Source organism: Cupriavidus basilensis (assembly GCF_008801925.2).
GTDB classification, from domain to species: domain Bacteria; phylum Pseudomonadota; class Gammaproteobacteria; order Burkholderiales; family Burkholderiaceae; genus Cupriavidus; species Cupriavidus basilensis.
This window is the reverse complement of the sequence record NZ_CP062803.1, coordinates 1,445,647-1,463,767: the sequence shown is the minus strand read 5'-3', so window position 1 is coordinate 1,463,767 and position 18,121 is coordinate 1,445,647. Positions and strand designations below refer to the sequence as shown.

The window sequence follows — 18,121 nt, the reverse complement described above, 5'->3', positions numbered from 1 at the left end:
CACTTCCATGCAAATTCTGCTGCCTTCCAGCCTAATACGTCACAGGCAGCGGATCAAGACTGCGCCACATGTACCAGGTGGCGACGGTGCGCCAGGGCTCCCAGTTGGCCGCCACCTCGCGCGCCTCACTGCGCGTGACGGGCTCGCCACTGAAATAATTTGCCGAGATGGCGTTGATCAGGCCGACGTCATCGAGCGGCAGCACATTGGGCCGCATCAGGTTGAACATCAGGAACATTTCGGCGGTCCAGCGGCCAATGCCGCGGATCTGCGTCAGCTCCGCGATGACGGCTTCGTCATCCATCTCGGTCCAGCTATTCACATGCACGCGCCCCGCCTTGAAATGCTCGGCAAGGTCGACGATGTATTCCGCCTTGCGGCGCGACAGCCCGCAGGCGGCCAGGTTGTCGTGCCCCGCCTTGAGCATCTGCGCCGGCGTGAGCTTGGGACAAACCGCCACCAGCCGCTCCCACACCGTCTGCGCGGCCTTCACCGAGATCTGCTGGCCCACCACGGAGCGGGCCAGCGTGATGAACGGGTCGCCGCGCGAAATCAGGTGCGCGGGGCCGTAGGTGGGGATCATCTTGCGCAGGATGCGGTCGCGCTTCATCAGGTCGGCGCAGGCCTCGTCCCAATAAGCCGGACGCACGGCATCCACCACCGTTTCGACCGGCAGGGGCAACGCCTCGGCTTCCGGCAGCACGGGCGCCTTGGCCGCGCGCGCGCCGGTCTTGGGGGCGGGCTTGCCGTCCGCCTTGAGCACCGGGCCGGATGACTTGCCGGCAGCCTTGGTGGCCGCTTTCACAGGCCTGGCAACGTTCGCCGCCGGGCTTGCCTTCTGCGGCTTTGACGGCTTTGGCGGCTTTGCAGGCAGCTTCGCGGGCGCCGGCGGCTTGGCCTTGGTGGTCGCAGCAGTCTTGGACGGCGCCGCGGGCGTCGCCGTCTTGCGCACGGCAGCGTTCAAGCGCGCCTCCACTCGGTAGCACCGCCGGGCTTGTCCTCGAGAACCACGCCGCCCGCCAGCAGCTCGGCACGGATGCGGTCGGCTTCGGCAAAATTGCGCTCGGCCTTGGCCTGCTTGCGCGCCGCGATCAGCCCCTCGATCTGCTCCGGCTCCAGGCCATCGGCCGGCTTGCCGCCTTGCAGGAACGCATGGGCGTCGCGCCCCAGCAAGCCCAGCGTGGCGGCCAGGCCCTTGAGCTGGCGCGCCATCGCGCCGGAGCCGGTGCGATTGACTTCGCCGGCCAGGTCGAACAGCACGGCCATGGCGATCGGCGTATTGAAGTCATCGCCCATTGCGTCGACAAAGCGCCGCGCATGCGCCTCTTCCCAGTCCAGCGGCAGGGCATCGGGCTGCACGTCCTTGAGCGCCGTGTACAGGCGCGTCAGCGAGTGACGAGCGTCTTCCAGGTGGACGTTGCTGTAGTGCAGCGGGCTGCGGTAGTGCGCGCGCAGGATGAAGAAGCGCACCACCTCGGCGTCGTACTCCTTGAGCACATCGCGGATGGTGAAGAAGTTGCCGAGCGACTTCGACATCTTCTCGTCGTTGATGCGCACGAAGCCGTTGTGCATCCACAGGTTGACGAACGTCTTGCCACTGGCGCCCTCGGACTGCGCGATCTCGTTCTCGTGGTGCGGGAACTGCAGGTCGGCGCCACCGCCGTGGATGTCGAAATGCTCGCCCAGCAAGGCGCAGCTCATCGCCGAGCACTCGATATGCCAGCCCGGGCGGCCCGAGCCCCACTTCGAATCCCACTTGCTTTCGGCGGGTTCGCTTTCCTTGGCGGACTTCCACAGGACGAAATCGAGCGGATCGTGCTTGGCTTCGTTGGTGGCCACGCGCTCGCCGGCGCGCAGGTCCTCCAGCGACTTGCCCGACAGGCGGCCGTAGTTGGGAAACTTGCGCACGGCGTAGTTCACGTCGCCATCGCTGGCGTGGTAGGCCAGGCCGCGGGCTTCGAGCTTGCTGATGATGTCGAGCATCTGCGGCACGTAGTCGGTGGCGCGCGGCTCATGGTCCGGGCGCTGGATGCCGAGTGCGTCGGCGTCTTCGTGCATGTAGCGGATGAAGCGGTCGGTCAGCGCGCCGATGGTCTCGCCATTCTCCGCGGCGCGGCGAATGATCTTGTCATCGATGTCGGTGATGTTCTGTACATACGTCACGTCGTAGCCGGCGGTGCGCAGCCAGCGCTGCACCATGTCGAATACCACCATCACGCGCGCATGGCCGACGTGGCAATAGTCGTACACCGTCATGCCGCAGACATACATGCGTACACGGCCGGGTTCGATTGGCACGAAAGGCTGCTTTTCACGCGCGAGCGTGTTGTAGATATTCAGAGGATGCATGAAACGAGGTGAATGGATGAGGGATTGGCGCCATTGTCGCGCCATTCGCGAGACCGGCAACTTGCGCCAGCGCAAAGCCTGGCGCGCCCCATATCTTACCGGAAGCGCCCGAGCCCGGCAGGTCGTCGCCCGCCTTGCACCGCATCACGGACAAGCCGGTTCGGGCCGAGCCAGCGCAGGCCGGCGCGCCGATACCCGGGCCGGCATGGCCGCGCTTTGCTAGAATGCCGCGGAGTATAACGGACCGCCCATACATGAGCCTGTTCCTGCCCACCATAGCAACCGTGTCATCCCAGCCCGCGCGCCAACGCATTGCGGCCGCCTCATTCGCCCTGGCGGCGATCCTGGCCGGCCTCCTTGCCGTAGCGGGGCCTGCGCGCGCGCAGAACGGTCCGCTATCGCTCGCGGTGCCGGCCACGACGCCAGGCGGCGTGCGCTCGGCCGACCCTGGCATGGCGGACGCCGAGAAGGCGGCAGCGCAGAAGAAATATGGCGAGGCCATCGACCGCTTCGACCGCGTGCTGGCCACCAACCCGCGCAATGCCCAGGCCCGCTTCGAGCGGGCATGGGCCCTGGCCCAGGCCGGGCGCGAAGACGAGGCCATCGCGGCGCTGCAATCCATGGCCCAGGACTTCCCTGAGTTGCCCGAGCCGCATAACAACCTGGCGCTGCTGTACGCCAAGCGCGGGGACTTGAAGCGCGCCGAAGCGGAATTGCTGATCGCGATCGATGTCAAACCTGATTTCGCCGTGGGCTATGCCAACCTTGGCGACGTCTACCGCCGCCTGGCCGAGAATGCCTACCGCAACGCACTGCGGCGCAACCCCAAGGATGCGGGCGCTGCTGCCGGCCTCAAGCAATTGCAGCCTGTCGCGGCCGTCCAGCCGCCGGCCGACGGCACCCGAAAGCCTGGCGCGGCGGCCAGCGAGCCGGCTACGGCGCCCAAGCCTTAATGACTTAATTACCTTGCCCAACGGCCGGGCCGCTACCCTGCCCGGCCCCATCGTTCCCCCGATCCACGGAGTCAAGCATGATCTTTTCGCGTCGCCTAGTCCTTGCCGGCATCGCCGCCGCCGCGATGGCGCTCTCGCCGCTGGCCGCCCAGGCACAGCAGACGAAAACCGAACGGGTGCAGTTCGTCACCAGCGCCGGCAAGTTCACGCTCGAGGTCTATCCGGACGCCGCACCCAAGACTGTCGCGAACTTCATGGAGTACGTGAAGAGCGGCTTCTATAGCGGCACCATCTTCCACCGCGTGATCAATGGCTTCATGGTGCAAGGCGGCGGCTTCGACCGCGACATGAAGCAAAAGCCCACGCGCGCGGCGATCCCGCTGGAAGCCCAGAACGGGCTGAAGAACAAGGCCGGCACGGTGGCCATGGCGCGCACCAGCGATCCGAACTCCGCCACCGCCCAGTTCTTCATCAATGTGGTAGATAATTCCAGTCTCGACTATCCGTCGCCGGACGGTAACGGCTACGCCGTGTTCGGCAAGGTGGTGGAAGGCATGGATACCGTCGACAAGATGAAGAACGCGCCCACCACCTCGTATGGCCCGATGCGTAATGTGCCGGCCACGCCGATCGTGATCGAGTCGGCCACTGTCGTCAAATAACCGCCGAACAAACACCGAACAAAGGAACGCAAATGTCCAAGGTAGAACTCCACACCAACCAGGGTGTCATCACCATCGAACTCGACGCTGAAAAGGCACCGAAGTCGGTTGAGAACTTCCTGTCGTATGTGCGCAAGGGTCACTACGACAACACCATTTTTCACCGCGTGATCAAGAATTTCATGATCCAGGGCGGCGGCTTCGAACCCGGCATGAAGCAAAAGGGCACCGATGCCCCGATCGAGAACGAAGCCGGCAACGGCCTGAAGAACGATCGCTACACGGTTGCCATGGCGCGTACCAACGCACCGCACTCGGCCACCGCGCAGTTCTTCATCAACGCGGTCGACAATGACTTCCTGAACTTCACCTCGCCGACCCCGCAAGGCTTCGGCTACGCCGTGTTCGGCAAGGTGACCGACGGCACCGACGTGGTCGAGAAGATCAAGGGCGTGCGTACCGGCAGCGCTGGCTTCCACCAGGACGTGCCGCTCGAGGACGTGGTCATCGAAAAGGCCGTGGTGGTCGAATAAGCCACGGGCCATCACCGGGACACGCCCCACCGGGCCCCGCGGGGTCGCACCATGACGTCAGGCCAGCTTCTCTTTCCAACCGCATGACCGTGACCCCATCCACGCCGGCCGCCGGCGCCCTCGCGGTGCCGGCGCCGGCGTGGTTCATTTCCGACCTGCATCTCACCCCCGGCATGCCGCGCACGCTGGCGTCCTTCGAGCACGTGCTCGAACGCGCGGCGCAAGAGGCGCGCGCCCTGTTCATCCTGGGTGATTTTTTCGAATTCTGGGTTGGCGACGAAGAAACCGACAGCCCCTTCGCGGCGCAGGTGGCCGCCAGGCTGCGCGAGCTTGCCGGACGCGGCGTCCAGGTCTACCTGATGCACGGCAACCGCGACTTCCTGCTGGGCCAGCGCTTTGCGCGCGCCGCGGGCGCCACCTTGCTGCCCGACCCCACCGTGATCGACTGCGCCGGCCAGCGCGTGGTGCTCAGCCATGGTGACATGCTGTGCACCGACGATGAGCGCTATATGCGGTTTCGCCACTGGACCCGCAAGCGCTGGGTGCAGCGGGTATTCCTGTCGCTGCCGTTGACGCTGCGGCTGCGCGTGGCGCGCCGCCTGCGCGCCGATAGCGAAGCGGGCCGCACGCAGGCCCGCCGCGACGCGCCGCCAGACTATGGCGACACCACGCCGCAAGCCGTGGCCGCGCTATTGCGTGCCAGCCAGGCGCCGGCCCTGGTGCACGGCCATACGCACCGCCCCGCCCGGCACGAGAGCCCGGAAGGCGTGCGCTGGGTGCTGACCGACTGGGACCTCGACGGCAAGCGGCCGCGCGCCGCCGTGCTGCAACTCGACGCAGGCGGATTCAGCGTGCTGCCGCAAGTTAGCTGACGCCGAATCCCCCTTCCGCGCTTCATCGACCTTCTTCATCGACCTACGTCATCGACCTACGTCATCAGACTACTTCATCAGCTTGCGCAGCTCGCTAGCATCGAAGCGGTCGTTCGGCGTGTTCTCGAGATGCTCGCCAAGCCGATCCAGCGCGGCCATCACGGTCTCCAGCCGCTCGTGCTGCTGCGCCGCGTTGTCGATCAGGCTCTTGAGCGCCAGCGAGACCGGGTCGTCCGCGTTCGGCGTGATGCCATAGGCCGAGAACTCCTGCTTGGCGCCCTGCTGCCCGCTGGGTGCGTCCGGCAGGATGATGCGCGCCGGGATGCCGACCGCGGTGGCGCCCGGCGGCACCGGCTTGAGCACCACGGCGTTGGAGCCGATGCGCGCGCCGTCGCCGATGGTGTAGCCGCCGAGCACCTTGGCCCCGGCGCTCACCACCACGTTCGCACCTAGCGTGGGATGGCGCTTCACTCCCTTGTAGAGCGAGGTCCCGCCCAGGGTCACGCCCTGGTAGATGGTGCAGTCGTCGCCGATCTCGGCAGTCTCGCCCACCACCACGCCCATGCCGTGGTCAATGAACACACGCCGCCCCACCTTGGCGCCGGGGTGAATCTCGATACCGGTGAAAAAGCGGGCCCAGTGCGAGATCCAGCGGCCCAGCCAGTGAAACCCTGCATTCCAGCAGGCGTGCGCGAAGCGATGGAACACCACGGCGTGAAAGCCGGGATAGCAGGTCAGTACCTCCAGACGGCTGCGTGCGGCGGGGTCGCGCCGCATGATGGCGTCGATATCTTCCTTCAGGCGAGTGAACATCTTGGTCGTGTCGTGTTGCCACGCCGTGCGCCGCGCGCCCTGGGCCAGGGCTGGCGCGATCGCCGGCATGGTCATTGGCCGGTGAAAACGGGATCAGGGAGTGTAAGAGATTTGCTGCCCTGCTGCCGCCATGGACATTGGCTGCAATGACGCCGGCCGCCCCGCGGAACATGTCGGACATGCCGGATCCGAAGGACGGGCAGCGCCTGCCATCAACATCGCTCGGGCACGTGCACCAGGCCGGTCATCAGGCGGCGCGCGCTGGTGGGGGGCAACGACCTACTGGCCGGCGCGAGGTAGTCGAGCACGATCCCGTCCGCCGCGAACGGCAGGCCGTCCTCGGCAAAATCGCCATCCTCGAGCGGATGGCCATTGCGGCAAGGCACGCGGGCAACGACAGCCTGGCCCGCGTCGCGCAGCCAGATGCGCACCGTGGTGACGCTGTCGCGCGCCGGCACGAAACCGCGCCAGATCGCGAACGGCGCTGCCGCCGCCAGCAGCTCGCCGCCATCGCCGGCCCAGTCGATCCGCGGCTCGCCGATGGCGACCGCGCCGAACAGGCAGTCCACATCGCAATCGGGACGCTGCGAGGGGCGCACCAGCACAACATGGCTGGTGCTGGCGGTGGCGCCACCCATGCCATCGCTCTGCCGGCCATGCGGATCGGGCGAGCCGATCACGCGCAGCAGCACGGCATCGCGCTCGCCCGGATCGGAGGGCAAGTCGTCAGCCAGGAAGAAGACCCCTTTGCTGGTGCCGCCACGCATGTAGTAGGCCGGAATCTCCACCTGCTCACTTCTCCTGTTTGCTTGGCGCCCGAGCGCCTTGGCCTTGCGTGGCTGCCAGCATGTGCTTGGCAATGCCCCGCAGGATATTGACTTCCTCGCGCTCCAGCCCGCTGCGCGCGAGCAGCCGGCGCAAGCGCGGCATCAGCTTCTTCGGGCTGGCCGGATCAAGGAAGCCGATGGCTTCCAGCCCCGACTGCAGGTGGCCGAACATGGCCTCGATCTGCTCGGCCGTGGCCGGTTCGCCAGCATAGCCGATCTCGGCGAGCGGCGTCGCCCTCACCTCCAGCAGTGCCAGGCGCATCTCGTAGGCCACCAGCTGCACGGCCTGGGCAAGATTGAGCGAGGTGTAGGCGGGATTGGCGGGAATGTGGGTGACTGCCGAGCAGCGGTCGACCACCTCGTTGGGCAGGCCGAAGCGCTCATTGCCGAACACGAAGGCAATGTGGGCGCCGGCGGCTTGCGCGCCTTGCGGGGTGGCTTGCAGGGCGGCAATGCGGGCGCCGGCCTGCGCCACTGCGTCGCGAGGCAGCAAACGGGGCGGCCCGAACTCGCGCTGGCGTGCAGTGAGCGCCACTGCGTAGGCGGTGCCGGCCAGCGCGGCCTCGATGTTGTCGACGATCACCGCGCCTGCCAGTACGTCGTCGGCGCCGCTGGCCATGGCGATGGCATCCGGATGCTCGCGCACCGCCGGCTCACGTGGCGAAACCAGCACCAGGCTGCCCGGCACTGCGCCGAAGCCCATGGTCTTCATGGCCCGCGCGACGGCGCCGACATTGCCGGGATGGCTGGTCTCGACCAGCACGAAACGCACCGCGGCAAACGCGGCGGGGGCCATCAGGGCCGCATCGGCTGCAGCCTGCGGAGCGGCAGCGGAAACGCCCTGGCAAGGCGCGCCAGATGGGGGATCAAGGTCCGAGCCGGCCTGGGTGGCGGAGGCTGCGGCGGGGGCGCCGTTGGCGTCGGCGCTCGTCTGGTTCTGCGGGTTCATATACAATTCAGGCTTCATCTTCGGTGCGCCGCTGCGTTTCATGCGATAGCGACGCGCCCGTTCTTCTACAATCCGTTGTGTTGTCAGCCGCCCCAAAGGGCAGCGCGCCGGCCTTTTGCGCCAGGCCGCGCACCCTTGGCCGGCCTGGAGAGATTCATGCATCCGATGCTAAATATTGCCGTCAAGGCAGCCCGCAAGGCAGGTTCCGTCATCAACCGCGCGTCGATGGACATCGACCGGGTTCAGGTCTCGCGCAAGCAGCACAACGATTTCGTCACCGAAGTCGACCGCGCCGCCGAGGCCGCGATCGTCGAGATCATCCGCACGGCCTATCCGGATCACGCCATTCTAGCGGAAGAGTCCGGCCAGTCCTGGGCCGAGGGCGAAGAACCCACCAGCGAATACGTCTGGGTCATCGACCCGCTCGACGGCACCACCAACTTCATCCACGGCTTTCCCCAGTACGCGGTCTCGATCGCCCAGCTGCACAAGGGCGTGCCGGCGCAAGCTGTCGTCTACGACCCGTCGCGTGACGAACTCTTCACCGCCAGCAAGGGCGCCGGCGCGTTCCTGAACAACCGCCGCATCCGCGTGTCGCGCCGCGACAAGCTGGCCGACTGCCTGATCGGCACTGGCTTCCCCTACCGCGACATGGAAGGCCTGGACCAGTACATGGAACTGTTCGCGCTGATGACGCAAAGCTGCGCCGGCCTGCGCCGCCCGGGTGCCGCGGCGCTCGATCTGGCCTACGTGGCCTGCGGCCGCACCGATGGTTTCTTCGAGCAGGGCCTGCATCCGTGGGACATGGCCGCCGGCATGCTGCTGGTGACCGAGGCCGGTGGGCTGGTGGGCAATTACGCCGGCGAAGCGCGCCAGCTCGAACAAGGCGAAGTGCTGGCCGGCAACCCCAAGGCGTTCGCGCAGATGGTGCGCCTGCTGTCCCCGTTCTCGGTGGACAACGCCAAGCCGGCCCGCTAAGGACCCCGGCAACAACGCAGCGCGGCCGCCTGGCCGCGCTCAGCGTGACGGGCGCGGCGGCGCCCCGGCGCCCGGCATCGTCTCGCCGGCCGCCTCTGCCAGCGCCTCGGTACCAACACCCTGCCCCCAGCTTCGCACATAGTCCGGCAGGCTCGGCTGCGCGCCATCCGGCACCGGCCGCTGCCCCTGGAGGCGCAGCGGCAGCACGCCCGCCCATACCGGCAGCGCCATATCGGCCTCGTCATCCTTGGGCCCGCCGCTGCGGATCTTGGTGGCGGCTTCCTCCAGCGCGATGCGCAACACCGTGGTCGCTGCCAGCTCATTGGCATCCCCTGGCCTTGCCTGGCGCGAACGTCCCACCGCAATGCGCTCCAGGAAGGCATCCATCGCCGCCGCCTTCGCTGCGCCGGCCACCACTTCAAAACTACCGTAGATCACCGCCGAGCGGTAGTTCATCGAATGATGAAACGCGGAGCGCGCCATCACCAGGCCGTCGAGGTGCGTCACGGTCACGCAGACCTGGCTGCCTGTCGCGGCCAGCTTCAGCATGCGGCTGCCATTGGAGCCATGGATGTAAAGATGCTCGCCCTCGCGCCAGCACGCGGTGGGAATGCAGTGGGTGCCGTGATCGTCGGTGAAGGCCATGTGACACAGGTAAGCCTCGTCGAGGATCGCATGCAGCGTCGCGCGATCGTAGTGGCCGCGATCGGCAACGCGCCGCACGCGGGTACGTTCGCTCGGCGGCATGGGTTTCTGGCTCATGGTGGCTCCTTGTCTTGAGGGCGCTGGGGGTTGTGGGTGCCGGGCGGCAATCTCGTTGCGTTACGGCGATGCCGCCAAGATAGGGATTTCGTGGCACCATGGCTAGACCCAGCCAACGCATGGTTTTTAGAACCACGGAAACCACAGAATCCACAAAAACCACGGAAGCGACGACATGGACTACGGCCTGCTGGTCTCGGCCTTCAAGCGCCAGCTCGATGGCCGCAAGCTCACCCAGCAGCGGCTCTTGTACGAGTGCTTGCGCGGCGCCATCCTCGACGGGCGAATCGCCCAGGGCAGCCTGCTGATCGCCACGCGCACGCTGGCGGCGGAGCTCGGCATGGCACGCAACTCCGTGATCTACGCCTACGAGAGCCTGGCGGCGGAAGGCTTCGTGGTGCCGACGCGGCACGGCACCACGGTGGCGCGCGTGGGCCTGGCGCGGGCCGGCCACAGCGAGGGGGCCGTCAAGCGCGTCGCCGAGTTGTCGCGCCGCGTGCGCGGGCTGCCGCGCGATGCCGACGGCATGCACGACCTGTTGCCGTTCGTGCCCGGCGTGCCCGACCTCGATGGCTTTCCGCTGGCCGCGTGGCGGCGCTGCATCGAACGCGCCTGGCGCCAGCTCGGCCCCCGCCACCTTGGCTACGGCAAGGTCGAGGGGCAGCCCGCGCTGCGCCACGCCATCGCCGAGTACCTGAAGGTCTCGCGCGGGGTGCGCTGCGACATGGACCAGGTCTTCATCACCGATGGCACGCAGACCAGCCTGGACTTGTGCGCGCGCATCCTGGCCGATGCCGGCGACACGGCCTGGATCGAGAATCCCGGCTACGGCGGCGCGCGGGCCGCCTTCCAGTCGGCCGGCCTCATGCTCGAGCCCGTGGCGGTGGATGCGGACGGCCTGGCGCCCCGCCCGGAGCAGTGGCGCGACGCGCCGCCCCGGCTGATCTACATCACGCCATCCCATCAGTATCCGCTGGGCTCCATTCTCAGCCTGGAACGGCGCCTCAAGCTCATCGAAGATGCCAGCGCCGCCGGGGCCTGGATTGTCGAGGACGACTACGACAGCGAGTTCCGCCGCGGCGGCGTGCCGCTCTCGGCCGTGCAGGGGCTGAGCGAGGATGCGCCGGTGATCTACCTGGGCACGTTCAGCAAGACCATGTTCCCGGCGCTGCGCCTGGGCTTCATGGTGGTGCCGCGCTACCTGGCCGCGACCATCGCCGGCACGCTTGGCGAAATCACCCGGCGCGGCCATGTGGCCGAGCAGATCGCGCTGGCCGACTTCATCGACAGCGGCCAGTTCGCCCGCCACCTGCGCCGCATGCGCCAGCGCTACGGGCAGCGCCGCGACGCGCTGGAGGCGGCACTGGCGAGGCACCTGCGCGGCCGCGTGACGGTATCGGCCAGCGCTGGCGGCATGCACCTGTCCGCCCGCCTGGAACTGCCGCTTGCGGATACCGTGGTCACCCGCGCGGCGCGGGCGCAGGGACTGATCGTGCGGCCGCTGAGCACCTACCGCTTGCCCGGCACGCCGCTGGCGCAATACAACGGCTTCGTGTTCGGCTACGCGGGCGTACCGGCCGGCGCCATCGACGGGCTGATCGCGCGGCTGGCACAGGTGATTGACGCGCTGCTGCGAGAGCCGGCGCCGTAGCGCGGCGTTAAGCCCGTCCTTGCGAATCGGCCCACTTGCCGCCTACATTACTTCCATGGGAGTGCCGAGCTCCCGGTGCTGGCGCGCGGGTAGAGGCGCCGCAAGCTGCAATTTCCGGCTCCGCGCTTTCGTGCGCTGCGCCGCAATCGCGTCCAGGATGGCGAACATGGCGGCATGGTCGAAGTGGTGGAGGCACCTGGCCGGCAAACCGCTCGACCCGCTCGCCCCGGAAACCCGCCACGCGATCGCCGTGGTGCCGGTGCTGGCCTGGGTGGGATTAGGTGCCGACGGACTTTCCTCTTCGTGCTATGGGCCTGAGGAGGCTTTCCTGGCGCTTGGCACCCATACGCCGCTGGCGCTCTTCCTTGCCCTGGCCACCGCCTGCACGGTATTCATCATCGCGGTCGGCTACAACCAGGTCATCGAGCTGTTCCCCACCGGCGGCGGCGGCTACCGCGTGGCCACGGCCTTGCTGGGGCCGCGCCCCGGACTGGTGTCGGGCGCGGCGTTGCTGGTCGATTACGTGCTGACCGTCGCGACGTCGCTGGCCAGTGGCGTCGACGCGTTCTTCAGCCTGCTGCCGGTAGAAGCCCAAGCCTTCAAGCTGGCCACCGAGCTGGTGATCGTGATCATGATGACCGGGCTCAATTTCCGCGGCATGAAGGAGTCGATCCTGGTGCTGATGCCCATCTTCCTGGCTTTCGTGGTTTTGCATCTCGGGCTGATCGTCTATGGCGTTGCAGCGCACGGCGACCATCTCGGCGCAGTCGTGCCCAATGCCATCGGCGAGGCCTCCGGCATGTCCCAGGCGATGGGTCCGATCGTAGTGGCGGCGCTGCTGATGCGCGCGTTCTCGCTGGGTGGCGGTACCTACACCGGGCTGGAGGCGGTCTCGAACAACGTGAACATGCTGGCCGAGCCGCGGGTGTCGAACGGCAAGTGGACGATGTTCTACATGGCGACCTCGCTGGCCTTCACGGCGGGCGGGATCATCCTGCTGTATATGCTGTGGAACGCGGCGCCGGTGGAAGGCAAGACGCTGAACGCCGTGGTCTTCGACCGCATCATCGACCATCTTGGCTTCGGCTCGGCCTGGTCCCGCCATGCGCTGCTCGCGGCGCTGTTGGCTTCCGAGGCCGGGCTGCTGCTGGTGGGCGCGCAGACCGGCTTCCTGGACGGCCCGGCGGTGCTGTCGAACATGGCGGCGGACTACTGGGTGCCGCGGCATTTCCGCGATCTCTCCGCCCGGCTGGTGCGGCAGAACGGCGTCATCGTCATGGGCCTGGCCAGCTTGCTGATCCTGTTGTGGACGCACGGCCAGGTCGCGGTGCTGGTGGTGCTGTACAGCATCAATGTCTTCCTGACCTTCAGCCTGTCCTTGCTTGGCCTGTGCATCTACTGGTGGCGCCATCGCGGCGAGCCGCGCTGGATCGTGCGCTTCGCCCTGTCCCTGCTGGGCTTGTCGGTCACCGCCACCGTCCTGGTGATCACGCTGGTGGAGAAGTTCACCGATGGCGGCTGGCTGACCGTGCTGGTAACAGGCCTAGTGGTTGCGCTGTGTGTCTTCATCAAGCGGCATTACACGACAACGCGTGCCGAGCTGGCCCGGGCGGATGCCCTCTTCGCCGGCAGCCCTCCGCTGGTCGATGCGAGCCGCGTGCGACCACTCGACCGCAGCCTGCCAACCGCGATCGTCCTGGTGGGCAAGCACCGCGGCGCCAGCATGCATGCGCTGCTCTGGGTCGAGCGCCTGTTTCCCGGACACTTCAAGAATATGATCTTCCTGGCCGTGGGAGAGGTCGATGCGCAGAGCTACGAGGGCCAGGAAACGCTGCACCGCCTTCAACAGACGATTGGTGAGTCACTGCGCTATTACGTCGCCAATTGCCAGCGCCACGGCCTGGCGGCCGATTCGCGCGCGGCATTCGGCACGAACCCGGTGCTTGAGTTCATGACGCTGGTCGATGCGGTGACGGCCGAGTACCCGAACAGCGTCTGCTTTGCCAGCAAGCTGATCTTCCGGCACGTCAATTTCCTGACAGCTTGGCTGCATAACCAGACGCCCGGCGAGTTGCAGGAGCGGCTACACCTGCAAGGCAAGCAAATGGTGCTGCTGCCGATGAACGTAGCGTGATGGCGCAGCCTACTTGACCAGCGTCACCGGCACGCGCGACATGCGTATCAGCTTGTTGGTCAGCCTGCCAGCCAATAGCGCGCCAACCGCCGTGCGCCCGGCCGTGCCCATCACGATGGCATCGCAGTCGTTCGCGGCCGCTGCCTGCGCAATCGTCTGCGCCACGTCGCCCACCTTGATCTGCGCCACATAGCTGGCCCCGGCGTCGTCCAGGATGCTGCGTGCATCGCGCAGCGCGGCCTCGCCGCTCGCCTCCTCCAGCTTGCGCAGCGCGGCCAGCGAGTGAAAGGCCGAGGCGCGGCCAAATTCCAGCGGCGGCTGGACATTGAGCAGGACCACCTCGGACACACATCGGTCCCGGAACATGAAGGCAGCGTGACGCACCGCATCCAGCGCGTGCGCGGAGCCGTTGACGGGTACCAGAACTCTTAACATGTCGAACCCCTTCCGTTGTTTCGATCCTCGATCGTTTCGCCGCCGGCGTGTATCTGCCGGTCATCACGATTCCATATAAGTTCGAATCCCGCAAAGATGCTGTAAAGAGACGGATGGCCGCGTATTTTTTTTGTAAACGTCCGTCACGGTCGAACGGGCTGCGGCGCGGCGCATGGCGGCAATGTCGACACCTGAGCACAGCACGGCCCGCAACGGGCAAAAGCCGAAAAACTGCCGTGGCGGCCTGCCCGGCCGTTCCCGCGCCATCCACCCTTCCTGCCCCCTTCTGCCCCCTTCGGTGCCCGGCTCGCAGTAAAATGCCGGTTTTATCCGCGCCCGCCCATCCACGGCGCCTGCCGCGCACGCCGCGCCAGGCCCGCGGGCCGCCGGAGTACCCGAAAACAGGCGGCTTCGCCAGAGCCGCCCGAGAGGATTGCATGTCCGTAGAACCCCGACAGTCCGCCAAGACCGAGCCCAAGGCCGGCAGCGCGGAAAAGCACACGCCCATGATGGCGCAGTACCTCGGCCTGAAAGCCGACCATCCGGACACCTTGCTGTTCTACCGGATGGGCGACTTCTACGAGCTCTTCCACGACGATGCCGAAAAGGCTTCGCGCCTGCTCGACATCACCCTGACGTCGCGCGGCAGCTCCAACGGCGTGCCGATCCGCATGGCCGGGATCCCTTTCCATTCGGTGGACCAATACCTCGCGCGGCTGGTCAAGCTGGGGGAATCGGTGGCGATCTGCGAGCAGATCGGCGACCCGGCCACCAGCAAGGGGCCGGTGGAGCGCAAGGTGGTGCGCATCGTCACGCCGGGCACGCTGACCGACGCGGCACTGCTGCCGGACAAGGTCGATACCTACCTGATGGCGGTGCACCAGCAAACCACGCGCCGCGGCGTGAGCAAGACCGGGCTGGCCTGGCTCAACCTGGCTAGCGGCGAGCTGCGCCTGATGGAGTGCGAGGTGGCGCAGCTCGGCCGCGAACTGGAGCGGATCCGCCCGGCGGAGCTGCTGTATGCCGATGGCATCGAGCTGCCTGCGCTGGAGTGCGCACGTACGCGGCTGCCGGAATGGCATTTCGACCAGGAAGCCGGCACCCGCCGCCTGCGCGAGCAGCTCGGCGTGGCCAGCCTCGATCCGTTTGGCTGTGCCGGGCTGGGTGCAGCGCTCGGCGCGGCCGGTGCGCTGCTGAACTACGCGGCTTCCACTCAGGGGCAGTCGCTGCGCCACGTGAAGGGCGTGACGGTCGAGCGCGAATCCGAATTCGTCGGCCTGGACACCGCCACGCGGCGCAACCTGGAACTGACCGAGACCCTGCGCGGCGGCGAGTCGCCGACGCTGTTCTCGCTGCTGGACACCTGCGCCACCGCCATGGGCAGCCGCCTGCTGCGCCACTGGCTGCACCATCCGCTGCGCGACAGCGCCATCCCGCAGGCGCGCCAGCAGGCCATCGGCGCGCTGATCGGCCAGGGCACCGACGCGCTGCGCTCGGCGCTGCGCCGGCTGTCCGACGTGGAACGCATTACCGCACGCCTGGCCCTGATGAATGCGCGCCCGCGCGACCTGTCCTCGCTGCGCGACACGCTGGCCGCCCTGCCCGACGTGCAGGCCTGCCTGCGCGCTGACGATGCCGCGCCGTTGCTCAACCAGACGCTGACGGAGCTGGCGGTGCCCTGGGAATGCCATGCCCTGCTGGCCAGCGCGGTGGCGCCGGAGCCGGCCACCGTGATCCGCGACGGCGGCGTGATCGCCCGTGGCTACGATGCCACGCTCGACGAGCTGCGCGATATCTCGGAGAACTGCGGCCAGTTCCTGGTCGACCTGGAAGCCCGCGAGCGCACCCGCACCGGCATCGCCAACCTGCGCGTGGAATACAACCGCGTGCATGGCTTCTATATCGAGGTGACCAACGGCCAGGCCGACAAGGTCCCCGACGACTACCGCCGCCGCCAGACGCTGAAGAACGCCGAGCGCTACATCACGCCCGAGCTCAAGGTCTTCGAGGACAAGGCCCTGTCCGCGCAAGACCGCGCACTGGTGCGCGAGAAGCAGCTGTACGAGGCGTTGCTCCAGCAGTTGCTGCCGCATATCGGCGAGTTGCAGCGGGTTGCCGGCGCGCTCGCGCGCCTGGACGTCCTCGCGGCGCTGGCCGAGCGCGCGCAGACGCTGGACTGGACCCAGCCCGAGCGCGTCGCGGAGAACGTGATCGACCTGACCCAGGGCCGCCATCCGGTCGTGGAGGGCCAGCTCGCCGCGGAATCCGTGCCCTTCATCGCCAATGATTGCCAGTTGACGGAAGCACGCAAGCTGCTACTGATCACCGGCCCGAACATGGGCGGTAAATCGACCTTCATGCGCCAGACCGCACTGATCGTGCTGCTGGCTTGCGTGGGCGCCTATGTACCGGCGCGGCGCGCGGTGATCGGCCCGATCGATCGCATCTTCACCCGCATCGGCGCGGCCGACGACCTCGCGGGCGGGCGCTCCACCTTCATGGTGGAAATGACCGAGGCCGCCAGCATCCTGCACAACGCCACGCCGGCCAGCCTGGTCCTGATGGACGAGATCGGCCGTGGCACGTCGACCTTCGACGGCCTCGCGCTGGCGTGGGCGATCGCGCGTCACCTGCTGGCGCATAACCGCAGCCATACGCTGTTCGCCACCCATTATTTCGAACTGACGCAACTGCCGCAGGAGTTCACGCAGGCAGCCAATGTCCACCTGTCCGCGGTCGAGCATGGCGATGGCATCGTCTTCCTGCATGCGGTGCAGGACGGCCCCGCCAGCCAGAGCTACGGCCTGCAGGTGGCGCAGCTGGCGGGTGTGCCGCAGCCGGTGATCCGCGCCGCGCGCAAGCACCTCGCCTGGCTGGAGCAACAGTCGGCAGACGCCACGCCCACGCCGCAGCTGGACCTGTTCGCCGCGCCGCCCTCGCCCCCGGACGATGACAACGACGACCTGGAACAAAACGAAGGCGAAGGCAATGACCGGCCCGTCAACGCGATTTCCGTGCAGCAAGCCGCCTTGCTAGACGCGGTGGCCGAGCTCGACCCGGACAGCCTGACGCCGCGCGACGCGCTCGACGCGCTCTATCGGCTGCGTGCGCTCGCCAAGGAAGCCGTAGCCACCGCATGACGCCAACCGGGATCGTGCGCGAGCGCTGGCAGCGCCTGGCCGGACTGGCCATGCTGGGCGTGCTGCTGGCGCTGCCTGCGCCGCCGGGCCAGGCGGCGAACCGTGCCCGGGCTCCGGTTCCGGCACCGGCCGCCGAAACGACACGAGTGGCCCTGATCGCCGACCAGCCGCAGTGGCCGGCCGCAGAAGCCGGCACCGCCCGCCTGCTCGATTTCCTGGCCGCGCGCCGGCTGGAGTTTGTCGTCCATCTGGGCGGCATCAAGGGCGATACCGAATCCTGCGGCGACACCCTGCTTTCCGCTCGCCAGCGTCTGCTCGACCAGTCGCCGCTGCCGCTCGTCTACCTGCCTGGCGAAACCGACTGGGCGGAATGCGCTCGCGCCGCCAACGGGCGCTTCGATGCGGTGGAGCGGCTGAACCGCCTGCGCGAGCTGTTCTATCCGGCCGATACCACGCTAGGCCAGCGGGTGCTGCCGCTGATGCGGCAATCCGAACAGGCTACCTTTCGCAGCTATCGGGAAAATGTGCGCTGGCACGCCGGGCGCGTCATGCTGGTGGGGTTGAACCTGCCGGGCGACAACAATCACTATCGCTCGGAAGGCGGGCGCAACGGCGAGTTCGAGGATCGCCGCGAGGCCAACCGCCAATGGCTAGCGCGCGCGTTCTCGCTGGCGCAGCAGCAGAACCTGCCCGGCATCGTGCTGCTCATGCATGCCGACCCGCAGTTCGGCAACGGCTGGGAGCAGCGTGGCAAGCCATCACTGTTTGATGGCTTCCTGCGCCGGCGCACGCGCGATGGCTTCCTGGAGTTCAAGCGCCAGTTGCGCGAGCTGGCCGGGCGCTACCGGGGCCAGGTCCTGCTGGTGCATACCGGCTTGGGCGGCTTCGGCATCGACACGCCACTGAAAGATGCCAGCGGCAAGACGCTGCGCAACGTCTCCCGCGTGGTGTTGCCAAGCGGCGCGCCTGGCCAGTACACCGAACTGGTGATCACGCCGGGGTCGCCGTCTCTGTTCGAGGTCACGCTCAAGGATGGCCCCGAGGCGGAATGAATGGCGTCAGC

General features: G+C 67.5%; 16 protein-coding genes. 9 read left to right on the top strand and 7 right to left on the bottom strand.

Translation table 11 applies throughout. The annotated features are described in order from the left end of the window. Positions 1–31: 31 nt before the first annotated feature. Together F7R26_RS06630 and cysS are read right to left on the bottom strand one after the other, a co-directional pair. The gene (locus F7R26_RS06630) at positions 32–976 is read right to left on the bottom strand and encodes a DNA-3-methyladenine glycosylase family protein (RefSeq protein WP_170301736.1); all 945 of its coding nucleotides are present in this window, start codon (positions 974–976) and stop codon (positions 32–34) included. Continuing rightward, a complete protein-coding gene (gene cysS / locus F7R26_RS06625; RefSeq protein WP_150983884.1) occupies positions 961–2,349 on the bottom strand; it encodes a cysteine--tRNA ligase in 1,389 nt (462 codons plus the stop codon). Before cysS ends, F7R26_RS06630 begins: the two co-directional genes overlap by 16 nt. Before the next feature lie 254 nt (positions 2,350–2,603). Here cysS and F7R26_RS06620 point away from each other — a divergent pair, with 254 nt between their 5' ends. The 4 genes from F7R26_RS06620 (at position 2,604) to F7R26_RS06605 (ending at position 5,369) form a co-directional block, all read left to right on the top strand. Then, on the top strand, positions 2,604–3,302 hold the full coding sequence (locus F7R26_RS06620) for a tetratricopeptide repeat protein (RefSeq protein WP_150983883.1): 699 nt from the start codon (positions 2,604–2,606) through the stop codon (positions 3,300–3,302). A 77-nt stretch (positions 3,303–3,379) separates the two neighbouring features. Continuing rightward, entirely contained in the window at positions 3,380–3,964 is a 585-nt protein-coding gene (locus F7R26_RS06615) for a peptidylprolyl isomerase (protein ID WP_006163145.1), read from the top strand. 32 nt (positions 3,965–3,996) lie between these two features. After that, a complete protein-coding gene (locus F7R26_RS06610; protein WP_150983882.1) occupies positions 3,997–4,497 on the top strand; it encodes a peptidylprolyl isomerase in 501 nt (166 codons plus the stop codon). A gap of 83 nt (positions 4,498–4,580) precedes the next feature. Beyond that, entirely contained in the window at positions 4,581–5,369 is a 789-nt protein-coding gene (locus tag F7R26_RS06605; protein ID WP_150983881.1) for a UDP-2,3-diacylglucosamine diphosphatase, read from the top strand. Positions 5,370–5,438: 69 nt separating this feature from the next. Here F7R26_RS06605 and cysE read toward each other — a convergent pair whose 3' ends face one another. The 3 genes from cysE to F7R26_RS06590 form a co-directional block, all read right to left on the bottom strand. After that, positions 5,439–6,182, bottom strand: coding sequence for a serine O-acetyltransferase (gene cysE / locus F7R26_RS06600; RefSeq protein ID WP_006163142.1), 744 nt, complete (start codon positions 6,180–6,182; stop codon positions 5,439–5,441). A 212-nt stretch (positions 6,183–6,394) separates the two neighbouring features. Further along, a complete protein-coding gene (locus tag F7R26_RS06595) occupies positions 6,395–6,970 on the bottom strand; it encodes a PrpF domain-containing protein (protein ID WP_206702503.1) in 576 nt (191 codons plus the stop codon). Between the two features lie 4 nt (positions 6,971–6,974). Next, a complete protein-coding gene (locus F7R26_RS06590) occupies positions 6,975–7,805 on the bottom strand; it encodes an RNA methyltransferase (protein ID WP_150983959.1) in 831 nt (276 codons plus the stop codon). A gap of 309 nt (positions 7,806–8,114) precedes the next feature. Here F7R26_RS06590 and F7R26_RS06585 point away from each other — a divergent pair, with 309 nt between their 5' ends. Then, positions 8,115–8,936 (top strand): inositol monophosphatase family protein, encoded by an 822-nt coding sequence (locus F7R26_RS06585; RefSeq protein ID WP_150983880.1) that lies wholly within the window; start codon positions 8,115–8,117, stop codon positions 8,934–8,936. A 39-nt stretch (positions 8,937–8,975) separates the two neighbouring features. Here F7R26_RS06585 and F7R26_RS06580 read toward each other — a convergent pair whose 3' ends face one another. After that, positions 8,976–9,698, bottom strand: coding sequence for a pyridoxamine 5'-phosphate oxidase family protein (locus F7R26_RS06580; protein WP_150983879.1), 723 nt, complete (start codon positions 9,696–9,698; stop codon positions 8,976–8,978). Positions 9,699–9,873: 175 nt separating this feature from the next. Here F7R26_RS06580 and pdxR point away from each other — a divergent pair, with 175 nt between their 5' ends. Together pdxR and F7R26_RS06570 are read left to right on the top strand one after the other, a co-directional pair. Further along, positions 9,874–11,349 (top strand): MocR-like pyridoxine biosynthesis transcription factor PdxR, encoded by a 1,476-nt coding sequence (pdxR, locus tag F7R26_RS06575; protein ID WP_150983878.1) that lies wholly within the window; start codon positions 9,874–9,876, stop codon positions 11,347–11,349. A gap of 166 nt (positions 11,350–11,515) precedes the next feature. Next, entirely contained in the window at positions 11,516–13,483 is a 1,968-nt protein-coding gene (locus F7R26_RS06570) for an APC family permease (protein ID WP_150983877.1), read from the top strand. 9 nt (positions 13,484–13,492) lie between these two features. Here the strand turns inward: F7R26_RS06570 and F7R26_RS06565 are convergent, their stop codons facing one another. Further along, complete coding sequence (locus tag F7R26_RS06565) at positions 13,493–13,918, bottom strand: universal stress protein (RefSeq protein ID WP_150983876.1); 426 nt, start codon at positions 13,916–13,918, stop codon at positions 13,493–13,495. A 506-nt stretch (positions 13,919–14,424) separates the two neighbouring features. Here F7R26_RS06565 and mutS point away from each other — a divergent pair. Together mutS and F7R26_RS06555 are read left to right on the top strand one after the other, a co-directional pair. Then, a complete protein-coding gene (gene mutS / locus F7R26_RS06560) occupies positions 14,425–17,058 on the top strand; it encodes a DNA mismatch repair protein MutS (protein ID WP_193692161.1) in 2,634 nt (877 codons plus the stop codon). Next, entirely contained in the window at positions 17,055–18,110 is a 1,056-nt protein-coding gene (locus F7R26_RS06555; RefSeq protein WP_241754441.1) for a hypothetical protein, read from the top strand. The genes mutS and F7R26_RS06555 overlap by 4 nt, the downstream gene beginning before the upstream one ends. Positions 18,111–18,121: the final 11 nt, after the last annotated feature.

Excerpts from the sequence above, each read along its gene's own strand:
- cysS (WP_150983884.1), bottom strand. The coding sequence starts at position 2,349 with ATGCATCCTCTGAATATCTACAACACGCTCGCGCGTGAAAAGCAGCCT.
- F7R26_RS06620 (WP_150983883.1), top strand. The coding sequence starts at position 2,604 with ATGAGCCTGTTCCTGCCCACCATAGCAACCGTGTCATCCCAGCCCGCG.
- F7R26_RS06615 (WP_006163145.1), top strand. The coding sequence starts at position 3,380 with ATGATCTTTTCGCGTCGCCTAGTCCTTGCCGGCATCGCCGCCGCCGCG.
- F7R26_RS06610 (WP_150983882.1), top strand. The coding sequence starts at position 3,997 with ATGTCCAAGGTAGAACTCCACACCAACCAGGGTGTCATCACCATCGAA.
- F7R26_RS06605 (WP_150983881.1), top strand. The coding sequence starts at position 4,581 with ATGACCGTGACCCCATCCACGCCGGCCGCCGGCGCCCTCGCGGTGCCG.
- cysE (WP_006163142.1), bottom strand. The coding sequence starts at position 6,182 with ATGTTCACTCGCCTGAAGGAAGATATCGACGCCATCATGCGGCGCGAC.
- F7R26_RS06590 (WP_150983959.1), bottom strand. The coding sequence starts at position 7,805 with ATGGCCCCCGCCGCGTTTGCCGCGGTGCGTTTCGTGCTGGTCGAGACC.
- F7R26_RS06585 (WP_150983880.1), top strand. The coding sequence starts at position 8,115 with ATGCATCCGATGCTAAATATTGCCGTCAAGGCAGCCCGCAAGGCAGGT.
- F7R26_RS06580 (WP_150983879.1), bottom strand. The coding sequence starts at position 9,698 with ATGAGCCAGAAACCCATGCCGCCGAGCGAACGTACCCGCGTGCGGCGC.
- pdxR (WP_150983878.1), top strand. The coding sequence starts at position 9,874 with ATGGACTACGGCCTGCTGGTCTCGGCCTTCAAGCGCCAGCTCGATGGC.
- F7R26_RS06570 (WP_150983877.1), top strand. The coding sequence starts at position 11,516 with ATGGCGGCATGGTCGAAGTGGTGGAGGCACCTGGCCGGCAAACCGCTC.
- F7R26_RS06565 (WP_150983876.1), bottom strand. The coding sequence starts at position 13,918 with ATGTTAAGAGTTCTGGTACCCGTCAACGGCTCCGCGCACGCGCTGGAT.
- mutS (WP_193692161.1), top strand. The coding sequence starts at position 14,425 with ATGATGGCGCAGTACCTCGGCCTGAAAGCCGACCATCCGGACACCTTG.
- F7R26_RS06555 (WP_241754441.1), top strand. The coding sequence starts at position 17,055 with ATGACGCCAACCGGGATCGTGCGCGAGCGCTGGCAGCGCCTGGCCGGA.